We start from the raw sequence: 21,014 nt of genomic DNA on the forward strand, positions 1-21,014 counted from the left end.
GTTGGTCGGTCCCCGACCCGCCAGCTCGATCTTCGAACACGTCAACATCAGCAACAAGCCCGTGATCGCGGAGGGCGCGGCCGGCGCGGTCGGTGCTGAACACGATGTCCACGACCGGCTCCGGACGCTGCCCATCCACCGGGACGGTCACGTACGCCATGTGGATCGCATACTGAGCAGCGAACCGCCGCTGCGCTGGGGACCTCGGCAACGGAAACCGATCCGCGAGTTCACCGTGCTCGGCTCGGCGCGCAGCAACGTCGGCGTCGAACTCGGCCTGCGTCGCGAGATCGAAGATCGCCTTCATCTCCGCCGCCTGCAACCCCGTCCCACCGGTGACTTTGATATTCACCCCGTCAGGCCCCGCAACCACCGTCGCGTTCGCATCATGATCCTCGCCCGGATCCGTCCCATCAGGATCCGCGTTCGACGCCACCCGATCGACCAGCACCGCGAAGTCCTTCACCGGGAAATGTTCCCCATACTCGACCAACTGGTCAACGAACTCGCCCACACGACCACCGACACGCGGATGCGCCACCGCCCTCGCGAGCAGATCGACATTGCTCACCGACACCCGACCCTCACCGACCGCCCCGAGCGCACACGAATGTTCGTTCAACAGCTTCCCGCGACGTCGGATCCGGTTCGCCTCGGCCCCCGAACAGTTCAGATGCGCTTTCAAGTAGGCGCTCATCGACCGATGACCATCGGACAAGAACTGCTGACGCTGCTCGACCACAGCCGCGACCAACGCCAACCGCGCCTCCACATCACGACGCTCCAGCTCGACCGCACGCAACACCTCATCGAGTCCCGCCGCCGGCATCGCCACCAGCTCCTCGACGAACCCCACGTCCATACCTACACAATACAACGAACACCCGTTCGATGCAAGAGCTTTGTGGAGGTATCGAGTACCTACTGACCAAACGCGGCCGCCGATCACATCCCTCGTGACCGCTCAGCCCGTCGCTTGTGCACATTCTTGCCCGCGACGCACTCCGACTGGTGACGTCGACGCGACCACTGCTCGCCCTCGTCACGATCGAGGCGCTATGGGGATTCGGGATGCCCGCCTTCGAACTGTTGACACCCGCCAAACTCGATCAGGTGCTCGGATCCACGACCCGAGCCGCCCAGGTTCTCGGGCCGACCCAGACCATCGGCTGGCTCGCCAGCGCTGCGGGCGCAGCACTCGTGCCGCTGATCTGCGCCCGGATCGGGCTGGCCGGGGCAGGCGCCGCGATGCTCGGTTGCCAAGCGGTCTTCATCCTCGGAATCGGACTCGTCGCGGGAGGAACGGGTGTCCTCGTGGCATTCGTGCTGACGATGACCGCTCACGGCGGTGCCAACAGCGTGCACTCCGGTCTCCTGCATCGGGCGGTGGACGGTCCAGGCATGCGCGTGTCGGTGGTGTCGGTGAACAGCCTGTGTGGGTTGACTGGTGGAACCCTCGGTGGTCTCGCTCTGGCCGCCCTCGCCGACGTGCACAGCTTGTTGATCGCCATCCTCGTCGGTGCGGCGGCGATCGGGGCCGCCGCCCCGCTCTACCTCATCTCGACCTCGCCGGACTCGGCCCACGGCCGGCGCACGCCGACGCACAGCTATTCTGCAACCGATGACCGCTGAGGAAGCAGAGTCCGCCGCGCGTGTCGTCCGGCTCGACGGATCGCAGCTGCGCTGCCTCGCGCATCCGCTCCGCACCCGCCTCCTCGCGAGCCTCCGAGTCCACGGACCTGCGACGTCGGCACAACTCGCCACCCGACTCGAGACCAACACGGGTGCCACCAGCTACCACCTCCGGGAACTCGCGGACGTCGGCTCGTCACCGAGGACGAAACACGCGGGACCGCCCGCGAACGGTGGTGGCAATCCGCGCATGACTACTCGTCGTGGAACGACATCGACTTCGACGACGACCCGGACGAACACGCAGCAGCGGAATGGTTCAGCGGCCACCACTCTCGGCTGAAGGCAACCTGGCGCGACCACTGGCACGCCACCTCCTCGACCTGGACCACCGACTGGCGCGCCGCCGCCGACTCGTCCGATCTCCGGCTCGAACTGACTCCCGACCAACTCCGCGCGATGAACGCCGAGATCCTCGACGTCATCGAGCGCTATCGAGGAGCGGGACCCGCCGCCGGCGACCCGCAACCGGTCGCAGTGTTACTCGACACATTCCCGGCGCCCGACCTTCCGATCTGATCGGGAACCCCCCCGTCGTCGGACCGGCCATCGCCACGTCCACGGCATGTCGTCATGACTTCGTTGCCAGGCCGACCGGCGGTGTGGTGATCCAGCTGATCTCCAGATCGTCGCGTGCCGCAAGCTGACGCGCGAACGACACCGTGTCGACTGCCCACGTCGGGCCCGCGAACCGTTCCCAATCGTTGCGCGGCTGCCCGGTGAGCGCGTCGACGAGCAGGAACCAGTTGGCCATCGTCAGCACACCGCCCGTTCGGAGAAGACCGATCGCGGCGTCGAGGTGCGCGGGAGGACGAGCGAACCACGCGTCGTCGTGGATCATGTCGACCGGCGAGTCCAGGGTGCCCAGCACGTCCACGACGGCACCGCACCGATACGTGATCCGGTCACCGAGTCCATGCGCCTGAGCAAGTCGCTCCGCCTCCTCGATGTGCCGTGGGTCGTCGTCGATTCCGATCACGTGTGCATCAGGCCCGGCGGCCTGCGCGATCCACAGGGTCGAGTAGCCGAGTCCACAACCGAGATCGAGGACTCGTTGCGGACGTGCGGCGCGCGTGATCGATGCGACCAGCTGCATGACCGGGCCGCCGGCGTGGTGGAGACCGCACCCATGCTCGATCTGATGCTCCTCGCTGAGGACCCGAACAGCTCGGAACGGGTCGCCGCCCGCCAGTTCCAACAACCGTTCCGCGACGTCGTCCACGTCGACACTGTGGCACGCGCCACCGTGCCACGATCACCGGAAATCCACGCCGTCTGCGGCTCCCGGGGAATCGCGCCTAGATTGCCCTGCGGCCATGAGCACATCGACCGACGCATCGACCACGCGCGTCGAGATCCCGACCCCGGTTCGGGCGTTGCTCGTCGGCGGCCTGATCTATCTGTTCCTCATCGGCGTGTCGTCGCTCGAAGAGGGCATCAACATCATGGGTTCCGAGACCCAGGAGCGCCTGTTCTCGAGCGTCTCGAACCCGATCGCCGGCCTCTGCATCGGAATCCTCGGCACCGTGCTCGTGCAGTCGTCGTCGGCGTCGACAGCGATCATCGTCGGACTCGTCGCGACCGGCAACATCACCGTCGACGACGCCGTCCCGATGATCATGGGTGCCAACATCGGCACGACCGTGACGAACACGCTCGTGTCGCTCGGACACGTTCGCCACTCCAACGAGTTCAAGCGCGCATTCGCCGCTGCGACGGTGCACGACTTCTTCAACGTCTTCGCCGTGATCGTGCTGCTTCCACTCGAACTGATGACGGGCATCCTGTCGAAGCTCGCGACCTGGCTGACCGACGTCCTGGTCGGATCGTCGGGCTCCGACTGGGAGAGCCCGGTGAAGAAGTGGGTCAAGGGCCCGGTGCAGTGGATCGTCGACTTCTGGGAGAAGATCGGTCTCTCCGGCAACTGGCTCGGCACGATCGTGGTCCTCTCCGGCCTCGTCATCGTCCTCGCATCGCTGACATTCATCACGAAGAACATGCGCAAGCTCGTCGCTGACCGAGTCGAGCGCTCGATCAACACCGTGCTCGGCAAGGGCAGCGGAACGGTCGCGATGATGCTCGGCATGCTGATCACCGTTGCGGTGCAGTCGTCCAGCATCACCACCTCGATCCTCATCCCAATGTCGGCGGCCGGTGTCCTGTCGCTCCGCAACGCCTACCCGGTCACGCTCGGCGCGAACGTCGGGACCACGATCACCGCCCTGCTGGCCGCACTCGCGACGTCGGTTCCCGCAGCGCTGACCGTCGCCCTCGTCCACACATCGTTCAATGTCGTCGCAATTCTCATCCTGTACGTGCCACCATGGTGGCGCGATCTCCCGATCCTCGCCGCCGAGCGACTCGCCGAACTGGCGGTCAGGCGGCGAATCTGGGCCGTCACGTATGTGATGGGATTCTTCATCGTTCTCCCCCTCGTCGGTCTCGTGCTTCTGCGCTGACCGGAAAGCAGGTCAAATCATGGTGATGTCATTCTTCAAGAAGAGCTCCGGCGGGCTGGAACACGTCGTGACGCGGTCCGTCGGCATGCTCGGTGACGCCCGTCGATCCTTCGACCTGGCGACGCTCGCGCTGTTGACCGATACCGATTGGACCGCCGTCGAGTCCGACATCCGCGAGACGGATCAGCGGATCAACCATGCCGAGCAGGAACTCCGGTCCGAGCTCGTGGTCCACGTCGCCGTGCAGGGCTCGACCGACATCGGATCGGTCCTCGGCATGATCCTGTTGCTCAAGAAGATCGAACGCATCGGCGATCAGGCGAAGAACGTCCTCGACCTCGCAGAGACCGGGGTGCTGCTCGACAACGAGCCCGACACGGATGCGCTGCTCGCCGAACGCGGCATCATCTCGACGATGTTCGGTGAAGCCGCCGAGCTGCTGGCCGAGCCCGACGACGAACGGGTCGCCGACTTCACGGCACGCGCCGGGGCGATGATCGACGCCCACCAGGCCGAGATCCTGGGCTACATGCACTCCGACCGGCCGGGCCGCGAGGTCGTCCCCCGCGCCATCTACTACCGATACCTCAAGCGCATCGTCGCGAACCTGCTCGGCATCGTGCGATCGGTCGACGAACCGATCCCGACGCTCGACTACCTCGATGGCGGCGAGACCGACACCGAGGACTGATGTATCAACTGGGATCTGACCCCAGTTGATACATCAGCGGGTGTACTTGTAGCCGAGGCCGCGGATCGTGGTGATCCGAGTGGGCTGCGACGGATCGGCTTCGATCTTGCCCCGCAGTCGTTTGATGTGGACGTCGAGGGTCTTCGTGTCGCCGACGTAGTCGAGGCCCCACACTCGATCGATGAGCGTCTCGCGAGGGAGGACCTGCCCGGCGTTCGCGAGGAGCAGGTGCAACAGCTCGAACTCCTTGAGCGGAAGCGTCAACGGCTCACCGTCGACGACAACGAGGTGCTGGCCGGCGTCGAGGGACACCCCATCGACCGTGAGACAGTTCGAATCGAGGCCGGCCCCACCGTTGCCGTGTTCGGGGGCCCGCCTCAGCACCGCGTGCATCCGGGCGACCAACTCGCGCAGTCGGTACGGCTTGGTGACGTAGTCGTCCGCGCCGACCTCCAGCCCGACGACGGTGTCGATCTCGGCACCCTTCGCCGTGACCATGATGATCGGGACGGAGGTGCGCTTGCGGAGCTGGCGACACACGTCGATCCCGCTGACCTTCGGCAACATCACGTCGAGCAGCACGAGATCGGGGTTCACCTCGTCGAAGCGTGCGAGCGCCTCGGCACCGTCGGTGGCAAACTCGACGGTGAACCCCTCACGGGTCAGCCCGATGGTCAGGGCGTCGACGAAGCTCGGCTCGTCCTCGACCACAAAGATGGTTGCTTCGCTCATTGGTGCTGCTCACGTGTCGGTTCGGTGGACGTCGGTTCGGTGGACGTCGGATCGGTGGATGTCGGATCGGATTCGGATGAGTGATGCGGGGCCGAGTCGTCCGTGGAGGAATCGATGAGTGATGCCGGGAGTCGGAGGACGAAGGTCGACCCCTCCCCCTCCTGCGAGGAGACCAACACTTCGCCCCCGTGATTCGACGCGACGTGTCGGACGATCGACAACCCGAGCCCGGTCCCACCGGTTTCGCGGCTGCGAGCACGGTCGACGCGATAGAAGCGCTCGAAGATCCGCTCGAGGTCGCGCGCCGGGATCCCGATCCCCTGATCGGCGACCATCACCTCGACCGCGTGGTCATCGACGCGGACCCGGACCTGGACGGCCCCTCCCGGCTCGCTGTACTTGACCGCATTCTCGACCAGATTCCCGAGCGCCGCGACGAGTTGGCGGCGGTCGGCGCGGAGCCGAACCGGCTCGTGGCCGTCGAATGCTGCGACGGCGACACCCTTCGTCTCGTCGACGACCTGCCCGCGAGCGATCGCCGTCGCGACCACCTCGTCGAGCGCGACGACATCCTCGAGGAGGGGACCGGATTCGATCCGCGACAGTTCGAGCAGGTCGTCGATCGCCCGCACTGCGCGATGCGACTCGTCGACCATGCGCCCCGCGACCCGGTCGATCACCTCACGGTCGTTCTCGCCGAACAATGCTTCGGCGAGGACTGCGATCGCTCCCACGGGCGTCTTCAGTTCGTGTGAGATGTTGGCGACGAAGTCGGTCCGCATCAGGTTGATCCGGGAACGTTCGCTCACATCTTCGACCGTCGCGACTGCGAGGCCGTTCGGCATCGGTTCGGCAACGAGCTGCAAGGCGACTCGCGGCGGGCCGTGGAGTTCGACCAGATCGTCGGTGCGCTCACCATTGCGTGCCGCATCGAGCGCCCGTTCCAGATGCTCCTCCACGATCAGCCCGACGTGGGTCCCGTTCATCACAGAGGCCGCACGGTTGCGGTAGATCACGGTCCCGTCCGCCGCCGAAACGACGAGACCGAGGTCGAGTTCGTCCGCGGCGGTCATGAGGACCGAATCGACGTCGGGGGACCCGTTCTGAGCGGCATCGTGTTCGGGCAGGACGTCGCCCGGTTCATGGTGGTCCTCGGACGGTTTCTCCGATGCACGCTGCTGGGTCGCTCGGCCGGGAACGACCCAGCGGGCGACGAGGATCCCGATCATGCCGCCGAACAGGAGGGACAGGAGGATCGCGGCGGCCATGGGGTCAGGTCTGGCCGGCGTCGGAGCCGTCCGGAGCCAACACGGCGTCGCTCTCCGGGTACGGCTGCTCGGGCAACCAGCCGTCGACGATGTAGCGGGTGCGCATCCCGACGTTCACCGCGTGGTCACCGATCCGCTCGTAGAAGCGCGCCACCACGGCGAGCTGCACCGCGACCTGGAGGTCGATGTTCCCGGCGGCGTGGCTCTCGAAGATCACCTGGATGAACTGGCGATGCAAGTCATCGAGATAGGCATCCATGTCGTTGAGCGCAGCGGCGCGCACACCGTCGCTCGTGAGATAGGCCTCGGTGGCCTCCTTGAACAGCCGCGCCGCCTGGTCGCCGCACTTGTGGATGATGCCGCGCAGGTGGGAGTCGAGCTCATGACTGTAGATTCGCCGCGCCGCTTTGCAGATGTTGACGCAGAGGTCGGCGGAACGTTCGATGTCGGCGATGATCTTGATCGCCGACACGAGCTCACGAAGATCCGCCGCGACCGGAGCCTGGAGCGCGATCTCGCTGAAACAGAGTTCCTCGATCTCGAGTGACTTCCGGTCGTACTCGACGTCGCCGAGGATGATGTACTCCGCCCCCTCGAGATCGGAGTCCAGCAGGATCTCGGTCGCCCGCGGGACGAGTTCGGTCACGCCGGCGCCCAGCCGTGCGATGCGCTGTCGAATGTCGGCGAGTTCTTCGCGGAACTTCACGCGCAGGTCCTGCTCGGTCATCCGAACCGCCCGGTGACGTAGTGCTCTGTCCGGACGTCGTCGGGAGAGGAGAAGATCTTCTCGGTCGGATTCATCTCCACCATCAAGCCCGTCCGCATGTCGCTGTCCTCGGAGCTCTCCACGGAGAAGAACGCCGTGTTGTCGCTCGTCCGCGACGCCTGCTGCATGTTGTGCGTGACGATCACGATCGTGTAGTCCTCCTTGAGTTCCTGCATCAGATCCTCGATGCGCGCCGTGGCGATCGGGTCGAGTGCCGAGCAGGGCTCGTCCATGAGCAGGACATCGGGCTCCGCGGCGATCGCACGGGCGATGCACAGCCGCTGCTGCTGACCGCCGGACATGCCGAGGGCAGACTTGTCCAACCGGTCCTTCACCTCGTCCCACAGTGCGGCGCGACGCAACGAGCGCTCGACCAGATCGTCCAGATCACCCTTCTTGACGGACTTTGCGACACGCGGCCCGAACGCGACGTTGTCGTAGATTGATTTCGGGAACGGGTTCGGCTTCTGAAAGACCATCCCGATGTTGCGACGCACCTGCACCGCGTCGACCGCGCGGTCGTACAGGTCGATGTCGTGGTAGCGGAGCGAGCCCTCCACGCGGGCGGTCTCGATCAGGTCGTTCATCCGATTGAAGCACCGCAGGATGGTGGTCTTGCCGCAGCCGGACGGACCGATGAAGGCGGTGATCTCGTTCTTGTTGATGTCGATGTCGACATCGCGCACGGCGCGGAAGTCGCCGTAGTACACGTTGAGACCGCGGGCCTCGAAGACGTGTTCCTTGACGACGTCGTCGGACACCTCCGGCTCGATGGTCTGGGTCGTGGAGGGGCGGTCGGTCTCGGTCATGTGCGCTGCTCGTGTGCTGCTCGGGGATTCCATGGTGATACCTGGTTCATGCGTGGGGGGACGTGGTGGAGGTGCAGGATGAAAGATGGGGGCAGTGTCGGCGAGAAACCCGACGAACTCACGATCGCGGTCGTCATCCGACGCGCTTCTTCTCGTAGTGGTTGCGGAGGATGATCGCCGCCATGTTCAACACCATCACGAATGCCAGCAACACCACGATGGCAGCCGCGGCCGCCGTGAGGAAGCCGGCGTCGCGACCGGACTGCTGGACCCATGTGGTGATGATGATCGGCATCGCTGTGAACGCCTCGTCGAGAGACCCAACGTCGGTGATCCCCGGGTTGGCGGTCATCCCGCCGGTGATCGCACCGATGAGGATCAGCGGGGCGGCCTCACCGATCGCACGTGACATCGAGAGCAGGGTGCCCGTGAGGATCCCCGGGGCTGCGTACGGCAACATCTGCGAGCGGATCATGTCCCACTGTGTCGCTCCCACTCCGTATGCGCCCTCCTTGAGCCCGGCGGGAACCGACCGTAGCGCCTCCTGGGACGTGATGATCACGATCGGCAGGACGAGCACGGACATCGTCAGCCCGGCCGAGATGACGGTCGAGCCGTTCGTGATGTTCTCGCTCAGCCACCCTGAGTTCACGAACAGGAACAGACCGAGCAGTCCGTACACGACCGACGGGACACCCGCCAGGTTGCGAATCACGAGCTCGAGGAAGGACGTGAACCGGTTCTCCCTCGCGTACTCCTCGAGATAGATCGCGGCAGCGAGGCCCATCGGGAACGCCAGCACGGCGACGAACACGGCGATCCAGAACGAGCCGTACAGACCTTGGTGGACACCGAGGAGTTCGTCCTCGGACCGCGACCGCAGCGTCCCTTGGAGGAAGCCGCCGAGCCGCGTACTGAGCTGCGCCCAGCCGTCGACGATCTGGTCGACGAAGAGGACGGCGATGATCATCAGCGCCAGGCCGAGCGACAACATGAGGAGTGACTTGAAGATGCCACCCGCCACGTCGGAACTTGGTTCGGTGACGCTCTTGCGGATCTGCTCGCGGGTGCGCTCACCGACGAGGGGTTGCGACAGACTCATGGTTTCCTCAGTACTTCTCTCGGACTCGGGCGACGAACGCGTTGCCGATCATGTTCAGCACCAGCGTGATCAGGAACAGCACCAATCCGACGAAGAACAGACTCTGGAAGGTGAGTCCGGCGCCGACGACCTGATCGGTCCCGCTTGCGAGCGAGGCCATCGCCGCGGTCATCGTGAGGCTCCCCTCGTAGGGATCAGCGTTGAACACGGCGGCATCGGCAGCACCGCCGGCCAGGAAGACGACCATCGTCTCGCCGATCGCACGGCTCACCGCGACGATGAACGCGGCGACCAGCCCGGACACGGCGGCGGGGAGCACGACGCGGGTGACCGTGGTGATCTTGCGGGCCCCCAGACCCTCCGACGCTTCCCGGAGCTCTCTCGGCACCGAGCGCATCGCGTCTTCGGAGATCGAGGCAACGAGTGGGATCGTGAGGATTCCCACGCCGATTCCAGCCGCCATCAGCGACCCGCCGTCGCTGCCTCCGATGTTGGCCACCACGTTCGGAGCGATGAACGCGATCGCGAACGCACCGAGCACGACCGACGGGATCCCGGCAAGGATCTCGAGTGTCGGCTTCAGGACCTTGCGGACGCCTGGCCGGGCGTATTCCGACATGTAGATCGCCGCGCCGAGCCCGAGGGGGGCTGCGACGATCATGGCGATCACCGTGACGATCAGGGTCGCCACGAGGAGGGTCGGCATGTCGTAGATCCCGCGCCGCGGGAACCAGCCGATCTGTCCCCAGGTCAAGGACCAGTCGATCTCGGTCATGAAGACCCAGGCCTCACGGAGGAGCGACCAGACGATCAGAGCGGAGATCAGGACGCTGGCGATCGCCGCTGCGAACACGAGTCCGCGCACGATGCTCTCGCGTCGTCGCTGACCAGCGGGCGCAGCCAACTGCTCGAGCGTCAAGGATGTATCGGTCATCGTGCGTTGTCCAAACTCCGGTCTCGGGGGGTGTCGGGATTTCGGGGCGATTCGGCGGGTGGAACGCTAACTGGCCCTGGAATGATCACGAGCCCGCCAAGGCCGCCCCAGCTCGGTCGGATGACCGTTCGATGGGACGACCTCGACATCACTCGGGGGATCGGTTCGTCAGCCTGCGGCTTCCCAGGCGCTGCGGACCTCTGCCTTGGCGTCCTCGCTGAGAGCGACGTAGTCGACCTCGGCCACTGCCGTGTCGAGGCCCTCACCCACGTAGAAGTCGACGAAGGCCGACAGCTGCGGGTTCTCGGCGGCGGAGGCGTTGTTCACGTAGATGAACAGCGGCCGGCTGACCGGGTACTCGTTGGACGCAATCGTCTCCGGGTCGGCCGCAACGCAGCCTTCGCCCCCGTCGACCTGCAGCAGCTTGACGTCCTCGGCGGTGTCAGCGAAGGCGTAGCCGACCCAACCGAAGCTGGTCTCCGACCCCTGGATCCCCTGCAGGATCACGTTGTCGTCAGCCGACGGGTTGTAGTCCGGGCGGGTGATCGCCTCTTGTCCACGCTCTTCGGCGATGCCCTCGAGAACGATCTCGATGAAGCTGTCGAAGGTTCCGGACTCTTCGCCGGGCCCGTAGATTTCGAGCTCGGCGTCGGGCAGGTCGCCTTCGCCACCGACTTCGACGATGAGTTCGTTCGCGTCGCTCCAGTTGGTGACGCCGGTCGACTCCGGTCCGACGAGACCGTAGATCTGCTCGAACGACACGCACTCGACGGCGTCGTTGGCCGCATTCGTGATGACAGCGAGGCCGTCGATGCCGACCTGCAGTTCCGTGAACTCGATGCCGGCTTCCTCACAGGAGGCTGCCTCTTCGTCCTTGATCGCACGGGATGCGTCCGAGATGTCGGTCTCACCGCTGCAGAACAGCTGGAAGCCGTCACCCGTTCCCGGGCCGTCGACGGTGATGTTCACGTCAGGTGCCTGGTTGTTGAAGAGTTCCTGGACGCGAACCGAGATCGGCTCGACGGTCGAGGAACCCGAGATGGTGATGTCGCCGGAGAGGCCGGCCAGGTCGGTCTCGGCCTCCTCCATTGCCTCGGAGGTCTCGGTCTCGGTCTCCTCCATCGCCTCCGACGTTTCCGTCTCGGCTGCTTCTTCTGCCTCGGTCACCGCGGACTCTGCGTCCTCGCTGGCCTCGGTCTCTGTTTCTTCACTGCTCGAATCGTCATCGCTGCCGCATGCGGCGACAACGAATGAAAGGGCGACTGCCCCGGCGAAAATACGACGTTTGCTGTTCACGCTGTCGGACTCCATGTGTTGGTTGTTTGGGGGGGGTGAATGCCGCGCCCGGACCCAATGCCCGGAGCGACAGCCAGCAAGGTACGACGACAAGGTGAACCGCACGGCGCGTTCGGTGAACGGAGGGTGAACGATCGACGACGCGCGAGCGAACAAGGGCGTCCCAGCGCCTGGAGGGGGCTTCGGAACCGGCGGATGCTCAGTCCGTGGAGCGCGTGCCGGTGGAACCCGTCTGGCGTTCGACCGTCCAGTGATACATCCGCTCCTGGGGGTGCGGCTCGAACGCATTCGTCGGGCCGATGCGCGCCCACGAATAGTCGGGCTGCAGTTCCCACGCCACCACGTCGTCGGCGAGACCGAACTCGATCGCCTGATCGAGCCACTCCGTGTGCCGTGGGTTCTCGATCGGCACCATGACCTCGACGCGACGGTTCAGGTTGCGCGGCATCAGGTCGGCCGACCCCATCATGTGGAGTGCGTCGCTGTGCGCCCCGTCGACCCGTTCGCCGTGGATCAGGTTGCCGTGCGAGAACCGGTAGATCCGGCTGTGTTCGAGGTATCGGCCGAGGACGCTCCGGGCCCGGATGTTCTCCGACAGCCCGGGCACACCGGCACGGAGACAGCAGATCCCGCGTACGAGCAGGTCGATGCGCGTCCCTGTGGCGCTCGCTGCGTACAGCGCCTCGACGAGTTCGGGATCGGCGATCGAGTTGCACTTCAGCGTGATGTGACCGTCGGGGCCGAACGACGACTCGTGCTCGATCAGGTCGAGCAGCGCGCGGCGAAGATCCCGCGGCGCGACGAGCAGGGTGCTGTAGTCGACCGATCGGCTGTATCCGGTGAGGTGGTTGAACAACTCGAGCACGTCATCGCCGATCGCCTCCTCACACGTGAGCAGGCCGAGGTCCTCGTAGATCCGCGCCGTCTTCGCGTTGTAGTTGCCCGTACCGATGTGGCAGTACCGGCGCAACCGGTCGCCGTCGTCGCGCACGACCAACACGACCTTCGAGTGCGTCTTCAACCCGACCATGCCGTACACGACGTGGACGCCGGCACGTTCGAGCTGCTTGGCCCACTGGACGTTGGCGGCTTCGTCGAACCGAGCCTTGAGTTCGACGAGGACCGCGACCTGCTTGCCCCGTTCGGACGCCCGGATCAAGCTGCGGATGATCGCACTGTCACCGCCGGCGCGGTACAGGGTCATCTTGATCGACTTCACCTTGGAGTCGTCGGCCGACTGCTTGATGAACTCCTCGACGCTCGTCGAGAAGCTCTCGTACGGATGGTGCAGGAGGATCGAGCGATGCCGCATCACGTCGAAGATCGGACGATCGGCATCGTCGGCGGCCGCCAGACGTCCCGCCGTGACCGCCGGCCACGGCTCGTCCTTCAGGTCGGGACGGTCGATCGCCATCAAGTCCCACAGGCAGCTCAGGTCGAGCAGGGAACGGTGGTACGTGACGTCCGCGTGGGTCAACTCGAGTTCGCGGACGAGCAACGCCAACAACTCGGGCCCCACGTCGTGGGCGACCTCCAAGCGGACCGCCTTGTTGAACCGGCGACGGCGCAGTTCACTCTCGACCGCCTCGAGCAGGTCGTCGGCCTCGTCCTCTTCGAGGTTGATGTCGGCGTTGCGGCTGACGCGGAACGGTGTCCACTCCTCCACGATCATGCCGGAGAACAACGTGTCGAGCTTCGCAGCGATCAACTCCTCGACGGGCAGGAACCGGCCCACGGCGACCTCGACGAGACGCGGGAAGACGTTGGGCACCTTGAGGCGCGCGAAGCGTCGGTCGCCGGTGTCGGGGTCGGCGACGTTGATGGCGAGCGAGAGCGCAAGATCGGAGATGTACGGGAACGGGTGACCGGGGTCGACGGCGAGCGGGGTGAGCACCGGGTAGACCCGCTCCTCGTACCACCGATCGAGGGCGACGATCTCCTCGGTCGAGAGCTCCGCGTAGTGGATGATCTCGACGCCTGCGTCGGCGAGTGCCGGCACGAGGTCGTCGACGAACGTGCTGTCGAGGCGTTCGACGAAGTCGGGCACGTGCGCCGTGATGTCCTCGAGTTGTTGCGCGGGCGTGCGCCCGTCCGGGGTGGGACGATCGAACCCCGCCGCGATCTGATCCTTGAGCGCCCCGACGCGCACCTGGAAGAACTCGTCGAGATTGGTCGAGACGATCGCGCAGAACTTCGCCCGCTCGAGAAGTGGGACCCCGGGTTCGGAGGCCAGCTCCAGAACGCGGTCATTGAAGGCGAGCCAACTCAGTTCACGGTTGACGAACCGTTCGTCGGTCCCGTCCCGGCGGCTTCCGTCGGGACCGCGCAGCGGCAACTCGATCGGAGGGGTCGAACCCTGCGCCTCCGATTCGAGCGGAGCCGGCCAGAACGGTCCGTTCACGAACGGGCTCCGTTGCTCAGGAATCGGTCGCGGGCGCCTCTGCGGCGTCGCTCGGAGCGTCCGCCACCGCGGCTGCGTTGTCGTCGGTCTCGGGTGCGGTCTCGCCGGACTCGGACGGCTGGTCGGCGGCAACGGTCGCCTCCGTGGACTCGGCCGATTCAGCGGGCGCGGTCGCCTTCGCCTGCTGCTGCACGACCACGCCGAGATCCCATTCGATCGAGATCATCTCCCGCTCGGCGTCGCGCACGATCCGTTCACGGTTGCGGCGGAACTGCGGGTCCTCGCGCGGCAGGAGCACGAGGCGTGCGAGGACACGCGCGCGGAACTCGTCCAGCGTCTGGCGGTCGCCCCAGTCGCCGTAGACCTCCCAGTGAGGCGAGACGGGGCCGAGGTAGACGATCCGCGCATGCGCCTTGGGTCCGGCGGATTCAGCACTGGTGTCGAGGTCTGACATGGCGCGCACTCTAGCGACTCGGATCGAGGTCCAGCCAGGGGTGACCGGCGCATCGACCCGCACGAGGGGAATGCTTGCCTCGACATTACGAACGTGTTACAGTTCGCCATCGTTGTTACGACAGTCTCGAACATTCCGAGTCGAACACGTCGACACCGAGAACCCCCGCGAAACGAATCAAAAACTGGGAACCAACCACACCCCCCGAACGTCAATATGTGTGAGGTGCCGATTGTCCAACCCTGTTCGATCGGACGCCCGTTTTCTCTCCACGAAAAGGATCCTCGATGATCAAACGCAGCAAGCGAACCGAACGTCGCAACCCCACCGGGCTGAGCCCGGAAGCGATCGCCGCACTCAATGGTCGGCCTGCAACACTCACGACGGCGCCGCCCGACCCCGACTCCGAGACTGCGTGGATGTCCACGGGAAACTGTCGCTTGCATCCCCCGGCAACCTTCTTCCCGAGCGACGGGGTCGGCGTCGACAAGGCACGCAAGATCTGTCGTGACTGCCCCGTGATGGGTCGCTGTCTCGAGTACGCGCTCGAGGAACGCATCGACCACGGCGTCTGGGGCGGCTGCTCCGAGCGCGAGCGTCGTCGAATTCTCAAGTCACGACGCCAAGACGTCGACGCCTCCGTCTGAACCTGCGCGTCGGTGCCAGGCACCGACGCGCGTTTTCAGAGCTCGAGGCGATACACGCGACGCGCCGTGCCGGCGAACATCGCGTCGCGTTCGGTCTCGGTGTACTGCGCTGCCAGTTGCTGCATGGCGTTCCAGTACACGGCATACGAGAGCGAGAACCGGTCGACCGGGAAGTTGCTCTCGAACATGCACCGCTCCGGTCCGAAGCACTCGATCGCATGCTCGTACCACCGCCGCTGTGCAGCGAGCAGTTCGTCGGACGTCGGGGGCTTGTCGGCGGTGTGGAAACCGAAACCGTTGTCGGGCATCGCGAGACCGCCCAGCTTCGCAACGGTGTTCGGACACGCGGCGACCTGCGCGATGTCGAGCTTCCACTGCTCGAAGATCTCGTCGTGGCGGCCGGCGAACCGGCCGACACCCACGGGCGTCCCGAAGTGGTCGAGGACCATCGTGGTCTCCGGCACAGCCCGAGCGAGGTCCGCGAAGTCTGCGTTCTGGTGGTGGTAGTGCCAACTGTCGTAGGTGAGACCGCGCACGCCGAGGCGCTCGACACCACGGCGGAATGCGGGGTCGGCGGACTTCCCCTCCGCGTACCCGCCCGGGATCATGTGGGCGTCGGGCTCGAGCGCCCGCGCCAAGGCGTCGCGGATACCGCGGAAACGGCCACCAGCTGCTGCTTCGTGGGCATCGAGGATCTCGTCGAGACCATCGTCGGTCAGGTCGGCGTGGGCGACGATGCCACTGATCGGCGCCGCGTCGGGGTGGCGGACGGCGAGGTCGTCGGCCGCAGCCGCGACGAACTCGGTCTCACCGACCGGACGGAGTCGTTCGGGACCATCGGGGCGGTAGGCGGCGTGACACTCGATGAAGACGGTGGCAGCAACCCGATGGCTCCCGGTCGTGTCGCCCACGAGATCGTCCACTCCGTACGGAAGCGCCCCGTCGCTCGGCCACAGATGATGGTGAGGATCGACGATCGCACGAAGGTCGTCGATGGGCCCCTCGACGACTTGATCGAGCCATTCCTGCGTCCCCGGTTCCATGACGCGACCGTACACAGCGTGCGGATGCCAACCCGTCATCGCAGCCCGGACGCGAGCGTGCCCCGACACAGAGGTCAGGGCACGTCGGTCGAACCGTTCAGTTGTGGTGCGGCAGGCGCCTCAGGATTCAGCGGATGACTTCTCGTCGTCGGCCTCGGCCGACTCGGCCTTGCCCTGGTCGAGACCGTCCTTGAATTCCTTCTGTGCCTTACCGAGATTTCGAGCCAACTTCGGCACCTGCGAGCTGCCGAACAACAGCAGGATCACAGCGACGACGATGATGGCTTCGTTTCCCGAGAGCATGATTCGATGCTACCCCCTCGACGTGAGCGGAGTGCACCGGCCCGATCAGGCTCCGATCGTGCTGCGGGCCACCTGCGCACGCTGACGACGGATCCGTCGGCGCTCACGTTCGGAGAGCCCGCCCCAGATCCCGAACTTCTCGCCGTTCTGCAACGCGAACTCGAGGCAGTCGTGACGGACCTCGCAACCGCGGCAGACCTCCTTGGCCTCGCGGGTCGATGCGCCGCGCTCGGGGAAGAACAGATCGGGGTCGACGCCCAGGCAGTTGGCGCGATCGTGCCAGTCGGCTTCGGGTTCGACCGGCGTTGCGCTGATCGTGATGCTCGATGTGGTGATGAATTGCATGGTGTGGACCTCCTGCCAAGGCGCCGGGTCCAGCGGCACAAGCGATTGATGAAGCGATTTCGTGTGGTCGAGACGCCCTCTGCACGGTGTCTCCCCTGCTCAGGGAGGATGCTTGACGTAGCGGTTTCGACCTTGTAACTACAGTGCTGTCATTCTGCCAGACGTCTCCCCCGGTTCGCAAGGGGTCATTCGCAGAAATCGCGCGAAGCGCGCGCAGAGGTCGACCCAACGCGCGAATCCAGATGGAGCCCGCCGGTGCCGCTGGTGAACTCGTGAACTGTTCTCGCGCTCCGTGCGCGAAGAGATCACGAGATCGCACGATGCGCGTCGCGCGCGGCGGGGGTCAGGCGGAGCGGCGGCCGGCGCGGGCCTGTTGGCGCTTGCCGTCGAGGAAGTCGACCAACACGTAGTCGCCCAGGTTCTCGGGCGTCGTGAAGAAGGCACGACCGCCGTTCATCTGCGTCATCCGTTCGATGAACGCGCGCAGCGAACCGTCGGCGCCGAGCCCGAACGTGTTGATCCGGATCTGGCTCTTCGTGCAGCGCACGACCTCGCGCAGCGTGGCCTCGACGGTCTCGCGTGCCGGCGGATAGTTGAAGAACGGGTACCCGTCCGGGGTGATGTGCGCGGTCGGTTCCCCGTCCGTGATCATGATGATCTGCTTGTTGCCCGACTCACGCGCGAGCAACTGGCGGGCGAGCGTGAAGCCGTGATGCATGTTCGTCCCGTACACGAAGTCCCACGACACCTCGGGCAGCTGCTCGGCGGTGAGGATGCGTGCCGTCTCGGAGAATCCGACGATGCCGAGGTAGTCGCGCGGGAACTGCGTCGAGATCAGGTGATGCAGCGCCATCGCCACCTTCTTCGCCGGAAGGAAGTTGTCGCGCATCGGCATCGACAGCGAGAGGTCGAGCATCAGGACGGTCGACGAGCGGGTGAGGTGCTCCATGCGCTCGATCTCGAAGTCGTCGGGTGAGAGACGCACCGGCATGCTCGTCGAGCCCTCGCCGGCCTGACGTCGGATCGCGTTGCGGATCGTGCGGTTCAGGTCGAGCTGGAACGGATCGCCGTACTCGTACTCCTTGCTGTCGTACGTCCGCTCGTGACCCATCCCCTGTTCGTTCAATTGGTGCTGCCCGGCCATCTCTTTCGAGAGGTTCGAGAACAGCTCGCGCAGCGCGTTGGCACCGATCTTGCGCAGCCCCTTCGGAGTCAGCTCGAGGCGCCCCTCCTTCTGCTCGACCAATCCCGCCGCCTCGAGTTGCTTGGTGAGCTCGGCGAGGCGTTCGAGTGACTTCGCGGCGTCGTCACCCATCAGGTTGCGGACCTTGTCCATGTCGGCCTCGGCCAACGCGCTCGGGCTCGACGCGTTGCGCAGCAGGTTCTCGAGCTGGTCGATGTCGCCGAGGTCCTGCATCGCCTGCATCGCCTGCGAGAACCCCATCGGGTCCTGCCCCTCGAAGTCGTAGCTGCGCTCCCACTGCATCTGCGGGAACATCTGCTGCAGATTGCCCGACAGCTGCTGCATCTGCCACTGCAGATCCATGTCGCCCATCAGCTGATCGCTCAGGTCCTGGAGCTGCGCCCGCTGCTCGGGCGTCATCGAGTTCATCATCGCCTGCATGGCCGCCATCCGCTGGGCCATCTGTTCGAGCAGTTCCTCGACGTTCTCGGGGTTCTCGGGGAAGAAATCGCCGAACTCCTGCATGAACTCGTCGAAGCCCGGGTCCTCGCCCCGCTGGTGCTTCTCGAGCATCTCGTTGAGCGCGGCCATCATGTCCTTCACGCGCGCCATGTCCTCGGGCGACATGTTCTGCATCGCTCCCGACATCTGGTCGACCATCTGCTGCATGAGCTGCTCTTTGAGCTTCTCCATCAGCTGTTCGAAACGCTGCTTCGCCTCGGCCGACTCGAAGTTGTACGAGTCGAGTTCGCGGACCTTGCCGGCGAGGTCGTCGGGCATCAGGTCGAGACGCATGTTGCGGTCCTGAGCGGCGGCCTCGGCGTTCTCCGCACGACGTTCGTCGCCCGAGTTCTGCGCGTCGCGCAGGGCGTTGTCGATCGCGTGGCGTTCCTCGTCGAGGATGTCGTTCAGCTCGTCGTTGATCTCGTCGTAGACGCCGCCGAGGTCGCTGTTCGCCAGTCGCTCTTCACGCTCGGCCCGCAACTTCTCGAGCAACTCGCGCAGACCCTGGAGCTGGTTGCCGTCGCGATCGGTCATCCCGTCCTGCATCATCCGGCGCAGTGCGGCGTCGACGTCTCCGTGGTACAGCAGTTCGTCGGTCAGTTCGTCGAACGCTCCGTCGGCGTCGAATTCGAACCCTGTCTGCGTGCCATCCCAGGCCGAGTAGGTGAATCGGGCGCTCATGGGCCGAACCTACAACAGCCTGTGGACCGCGTCGCAGCGGAGAGTGTTCAGCTGCAGTTCACATTCGAGCGAATAGCATGCATGAGATGCGTGTGCCCCGGACCTTCGTGTTCGTGGACCTGTCCGGGTTCACGAACTACACGGCGGCGTTCGGCGACGACGCCGCGGGGCGCATCCTGAGCGCGTTTCGCACGATCGTGCGATCGGTCGGCTCCGAACGTGGTGTCCGGATCGCGAAATGGCTCGGTGACGGATGCATGTGCGTCGCCGTCCAGCAAGTCGACGCGATCGCGTTCGTCCAGGATCTCGAGCGGCGTGCCGCCGAGGTCTGCAACCCGTTGACGGTGCGAGCGGGAATCGCAACCGGCCACGCGCTCCTCTTCGAAGGCGACGATTACATCGGCTCGGCCGTCAACATGGCCTCACGCCTGTGCGACCGGGCGAAAGGCGTCGAGGTGCTGATGCCCGCGATGCAGATCGAGCGACTGCCCGAAGGCGTGACCGCCGAACCGTTCGGCGAGATCGAGTTGCGTGGCTTCCCGGGAACGATCAGCGTCGTCGAACTGCGCGGCGCGCCCCAACCGGTCGATGCCGACACCGCCGACCTCTGGACCCGCACGCCGTTCATCTGACGCCCGGGTGACTCGACCCGCTGTCGAGCGGACGGGCTACCGCTCCAGAGTCGAGGGGTAGTAGCCGCCGATCTCCGTGTTGAGCACGTCGGATGTGAAGTCCGAGGTGAACGGCCAGTCGGACTCCTCCCCCTTGATCGGCGCTTGCACGAACTGTCCGTACTTCCCGCCGACGCGCTCGCGTCCGAGCAGCGACCACGCCTGGCGCTTGTAGGTCCAGTTGTCGGGCTGGAGCCGATGACATTCGTTGAAGTGGTCGATCGCGGCGTCTCGGTCTCCGTCGGTCCAGAGTCGGTTGGCCAACTCGAAGTGGGCGGCCGCCGCGGACACGTCGGCCGACCGTGGTTGTGACCGCGCGACCACCTCGGAGGGAGACATCGCGTACTCGCTGTCCGCACCCTTCGCGACCCAGTCTCGGATGGCCGCGGAGTAGGCCTCACGGTCCTGTCCCGAGCCGAGCACGTCCCACTGGCCGGGCCCACCATCGGGTGCCGGCGGTGCCGTGGGTGATGTACCGAGTTCGGGGATCGCGCCGAACATGTCGTCGGGCAGCGCGAGACGGCCCGACGGCCAGCCTGGCTCGGGCGGGCGGACGATCGTCCCCGATTCGTCGATCCAGATCACGTTCGGGATGTTGACCACGCCGAACAGCGCACCCATCCGATGCGTCGGGTCGAGCAGCGACGGGTGCTCCGGCGATGCCGCCTCGATCAGCGCTCGAGATGCGTCAGGTCCAGCCAGCTCGAGCGACACCGTGACGACCTCCAGGCCGTCGGCGTGGAGTTCGGAGCGCAATGCCTGCCACCCGGGCAGATCGAAGGAGCAACCTCAATAGGGAGCCCAGGAGACGATCACGACCTTCTGGCCGCGCAGCGACGACAACCGGAACTCGTTGCCGTCGAGATCATCGAGCACCAGCTCGGGGGCCGCAGCGGTCGTCAGTGCCCGATCTCCGAGCGACTCGGGTCCGATCGCCCATCGTCCGTGCGGCTCGTCGTGCACGATCGCCATGCCCAGCCGTCCCGCGACGTCGGTCGCGTCGAACGCACCCGCTCCGAGTGGGACACAGACC

General features: G+C 65.6%; 22 protein-coding genes and 1 pseudogene. 6 read left to right on the plus strand and 17 right to left on the minus strand.

Translation table 11 applies throughout. The annotated features are described in order from the left end of the window. On the minus strand, positions 1-862 hold an 862-nt coding region (locus WBV89_RS10145), incomplete at its 3' end, for a DUF222 domain-containing protein (protein WP_423981222.1). Between the two features lie 149 nt (positions 863-1,011). Between WBV89_RS10145 and WBV89_RS10150 the strand changes: the two genes are divergently transcribed. Continuing rightward, entirely contained in the window at positions 1,012-1,632 is a 621-nt protein-coding gene (locus WBV89_RS10150) for a hypothetical protein (protein WP_423981223.1), read from the plus strand. Beyond that, positions 1,622-2,211: pseudogene (locus WBV89_RS10155) on the plus strand (winged helix-turn-helix domain-containing protein). The gene WBV89_RS10150 and the pseudogene WBV89_RS10155 overlap by 11 nt, the downstream one beginning before the upstream one ends. Before the next feature lie 52 nt (positions 2,212-2,263). Here WBV89_RS10155 and WBV89_RS10160 read toward each other — a convergent pair. After that, on the minus strand, positions 2,264-2,914 hold the full coding sequence (locus WBV89_RS10160) for an O-methyltransferase (RefSeq protein ID WP_423981224.1): 651 nt from the start codon (positions 2,912-2,914) through the stop codon (positions 2,264-2,266). A 94-nt stretch (positions 2,915-3,008) separates the two neighbouring features. Between WBV89_RS10160 and WBV89_RS10165 the strand changes: the two genes are divergently transcribed. Then, on the plus strand, positions 3,009-4,151 hold the full coding sequence (locus WBV89_RS10165) for a Na/Pi symporter (RefSeq protein ID WP_423981225.1): 1,143 nt from the start codon (positions 3,009-3,011) through the stop codon (positions 4,149-4,151). Between the two features lie 19 nt (positions 4,152-4,170). Further along, a complete protein-coding gene (locus WBV89_RS10170) occupies positions 4,171-4,842 on the plus strand; it encodes a PhoU domain-containing protein (RefSeq protein ID WP_423981226.1) in 672 nt (223 codons plus the stop codon). 33 nt (positions 4,843-4,875) lie between these two features. Here WBV89_RS10170 and WBV89_RS10175 read toward each other — a convergent pair whose 3' ends face one another. The 9 genes from WBV89_RS10175 to WBV89_RS10215 form a co-directional block, all read right to left on the minus strand. Then, complete coding sequence (locus tag WBV89_RS10175; RefSeq protein WP_423981227.1) at positions 4,876-5,574, minus strand: response regulator; 699 nt, start codon at positions 5,572-5,574, stop codon at positions 4,876-4,878. After that, positions 5,571-6,842, minus strand: coding sequence for a sensor histidine kinase (locus tag WBV89_RS10180; protein WP_423981228.1), 1,272 nt, complete (start codon positions 6,840-6,842; stop codon positions 5,571-5,573). Before WBV89_RS10180 ends, WBV89_RS10175 begins: the two co-directional genes overlap by 4 nt. Positions 6,843-6,846: 4 nt before the next feature. Beyond that, a complete protein-coding gene (gene phoU / locus WBV89_RS10185; protein ID WP_423981229.1) occupies positions 6,847-7,569 on the minus strand; it encodes a phosphate signaling complex protein PhoU in 723 nt (240 codons plus the stop codon). Continuing rightward, on the minus strand, positions 7,566-8,417 hold the full coding sequence (pstB, locus tag WBV89_RS10190; RefSeq protein ID WP_423981230.1) for a phosphate ABC transporter ATP-binding protein PstB: 852 nt from the start codon (positions 8,415-8,417) through the stop codon (positions 7,566-7,568). Before pstB ends, phoU begins: the two co-directional genes overlap by 4 nt. 133 nt (positions 8,418-8,550) lie before the next feature. Beyond that, positions 8,551-9,519 (minus strand): phosphate ABC transporter permease PstA, encoded by a 969-nt coding sequence (gene pstA / locus WBV89_RS10195; protein ID WP_423981231.1) that lies wholly within the window; start codon positions 9,517-9,519, stop codon positions 8,551-8,553. Between the two features lie 7 nt (positions 9,520-9,526). After that, positions 9,527-10,453, minus strand: a complete 927-nt coding sequence (gene pstC, locus WBV89_RS10200; protein ID WP_423981232.1) for a phosphate ABC transporter permease subunit PstC — start codon at positions 10,451-10,453, stop codon at positions 9,527-9,529. Positions 10,454-10,621: 168 nt separating this feature from the next. After that, a complete protein-coding gene (locus tag WBV89_RS10205; RefSeq protein ID WP_423981233.1) occupies positions 10,622-11,620 on the minus strand; it encodes a substrate-binding domain-containing protein in 999 nt (332 codons plus the stop codon). A gap of 328 nt (positions 11,621-11,948) precedes the next feature. Further along, positions 11,949-14,282, minus strand: coding sequence for a polyphosphate kinase 1 (gene ppk1 / locus WBV89_RS10210; protein WP_423981234.1), 2,334 nt, complete (start codon positions 14,280-14,282; stop codon positions 11,949-11,951). Then, positions 14,167-14,604, minus strand: coding sequence for a hypothetical protein (locus WBV89_RS10215; protein WP_423981235.1), 438 nt, complete (start codon positions 14,602-14,604; stop codon positions 14,167-14,169). Before WBV89_RS10215 ends, ppk1 begins: the two co-directional genes overlap by 116 nt. A 287-nt stretch (positions 14,605-14,891) precedes the next feature. Here WBV89_RS10215 and WBV89_RS10220 point away from each other — a divergent pair, with 287 nt between their 5' ends. Beyond that, positions 14,892-15,251 carry a WhiB family transcriptional regulator gene (locus WBV89_RS10220; protein WP_423981236.1) on the plus strand — a complete coding sequence of 120 codons (360 nt, stop codon included), beginning with the start codon at positions 14,892-14,894 and terminating at the stop codon, positions 15,249-15,251. Between the two features lie 35 nt (positions 15,252-15,286). Here the strand turns inward: WBV89_RS10220 and WBV89_RS10225 are convergent, their stop codons facing one another. From WBV89_RS10225 to WBV89_RS10240, 4 genes are all read right to left on the minus strand, one after another. Continuing rightward, the gene (locus tag WBV89_RS10225; protein WP_423981238.1) at positions 15,287-16,294 is read right to left on the minus strand and encodes an amidohydrolase family protein; all 1,008 of its coding nucleotides are present in this window, start codon (positions 16,292-16,294) and stop codon (positions 15,287-15,289) included. A 120-nt stretch (positions 16,295-16,414) separates the two neighbouring features. Then, a complete protein-coding gene (locus tag WBV89_RS10230) occupies positions 16,415-16,597 on the minus strand; it encodes a twin-arginine translocase TatA/TatE family subunit (protein ID WP_423981239.1) in 183 nt (60 codons plus the stop codon). A gap of 45 nt (positions 16,598-16,642) precedes the next feature. Next, complete coding sequence (locus WBV89_RS10235) at positions 16,643-16,981, minus strand: WhiB family transcriptional regulator (RefSeq protein ID WP_423981240.1); 339 nt, start codon at positions 16,979-16,981, stop codon at positions 16,643-16,645. A 304-nt stretch (positions 16,982-17,285) separates the two neighbouring features. After that, a complete protein-coding gene (locus WBV89_RS10240) occupies positions 17,286-19,310 on the minus strand; it encodes a hypothetical protein (protein ID WP_423981242.1) in 2,025 nt (674 codons plus the stop codon). An 86-nt stretch (positions 19,311-19,396) separates the two neighbouring features. Here WBV89_RS10240 and WBV89_RS10245 point away from each other — a divergent pair, with 86 nt between their 5' ends. Next, positions 19,397-19,942 (plus strand): adenylate/guanylate cyclase domain-containing protein, encoded by a 546-nt coding sequence (locus WBV89_RS10245; protein WP_423981243.1) that lies wholly within the window; start codon positions 19,397-19,399, stop codon positions 19,940-19,942. A gap of 36 nt (positions 19,943-19,978) precedes the next feature. Here WBV89_RS10245 and WBV89_RS10250 read toward each other — a convergent pair whose 3' ends face one another. Both WBV89_RS10250 and WBV89_RS10255 read right to left on the minus strand, forming a co-directional pair. Further along, the gene (locus WBV89_RS10250; RefSeq protein WP_423981244.1) at positions 19,979-20,737 is read right to left on the minus strand and encodes a hypothetical protein; all 759 of its coding nucleotides are present in this window, start codon (positions 20,735-20,737) and stop codon (positions 19,979-19,981) included. A gap of 33 nt (positions 20,738-20,770) precedes the next feature. Further along, positions 20,771-21,014, minus strand: a 244-nt coding sequence (locus WBV89_RS10255; protein WP_423981245.1) for a peroxiredoxin family protein, incomplete at its 5' end; no start/stop codon positions are given.

Source organism: Ilumatobacter sp., from assembly GCF_049588435.1.
Taxonomy (GTDB): Bacteria; Actinomycetota; Acidimicrobiia; order Acidimicrobiales; family Ilumatobacteraceae; genus Ilumatobacter_A.

Coding starts and splice junctions, on each gene's coding strand:
- WBV89_RS10220 (WP_423981236.1), top strand. CDS start 14,892: ATGATCAAACGCAGCAAGCGAACCGAACGTCGCAACCCCACCGGGCTG.
- WBV89_RS10240 (WP_423981242.1), bottom strand. CDS start 19,310: ATGAGCGCCCGATTCACCTACTCGGCCTGGGATGGCACGCAGACAGGG.
- WBV89_RS10215 (WP_423981235.1), bottom strand. CDS start 14,604: ATGTCAGACCTCGACACCAGTGCTGAATCCGCCGGACCCAAGGCGCAT.
- WBV89_RS10180 (WP_423981228.1), bottom strand. CDS start 6,842: ATGGCCGCCGCGATCCTCCTGTCCCTCCTGTTCGGCGGCATGATCGGG.
- WBV89_RS10230 (WP_423981239.1), bottom strand. CDS start 16,597: ATGCTCTCGGGAAACGAAGCCATCATCGTCGTCGCTGTGATCCTGCTG.
- phoU (WP_423981229.1), bottom strand. CDS start 7,569: ATGACCGAGCAGGACCTGCGCGTGAAGTTCCGCGAAGAACTCGCCGAC.
- pstC (WP_423981232.1), bottom strand. CDS start 10,453: ATGACCGATACATCCTTGACGCTCGAGCAGTTGGCTGCGCCCGCTGGT.
- WBV89_RS10245 (WP_423981243.1), top strand. CDS start 19,397: ATGCGTGTGCCCCGGACCTTCGTGTTCGTGGACCTGTCCGGGTTCACG.
- WBV89_RS10225 (WP_423981238.1), bottom strand. CDS start 16,294: ATGGAACCGGGGACGCAGGAATGGCTCGATCAAGTCGTCGAGGGGCCC.
- WBV89_RS10175 (WP_423981227.1), bottom strand. CDS start 5,574: ATGAGCGAAGCAACCATCTTTGTGGTCGAGGACGAGCCGAGCTTCGTC.
- WBV89_RS10170 (WP_423981226.1), top strand. CDS start 4,171: ATGGTGATGTCATTCTTCAAGAAGAGCTCCGGCGGGCTGGAACACGTC.
- pstB (WP_423981230.1), bottom strand. CDS start 8,417: ATGACCGAGACCGACCGCCCCTCCACGACCCAGACCATCGAGCCGGAG.
- pstA (WP_423981231.1), bottom strand. CDS start 9,519: ATGAGTCTGTCGCAACCCCTCGTCGGTGAGCGCACCCGCGAGCAGATC.
- WBV89_RS10165 (WP_423981225.1), top strand. CDS start 3,009: ATGAGCACATCGACCGACGCATCGACCACGCGCGTCGAGATCCCGACC.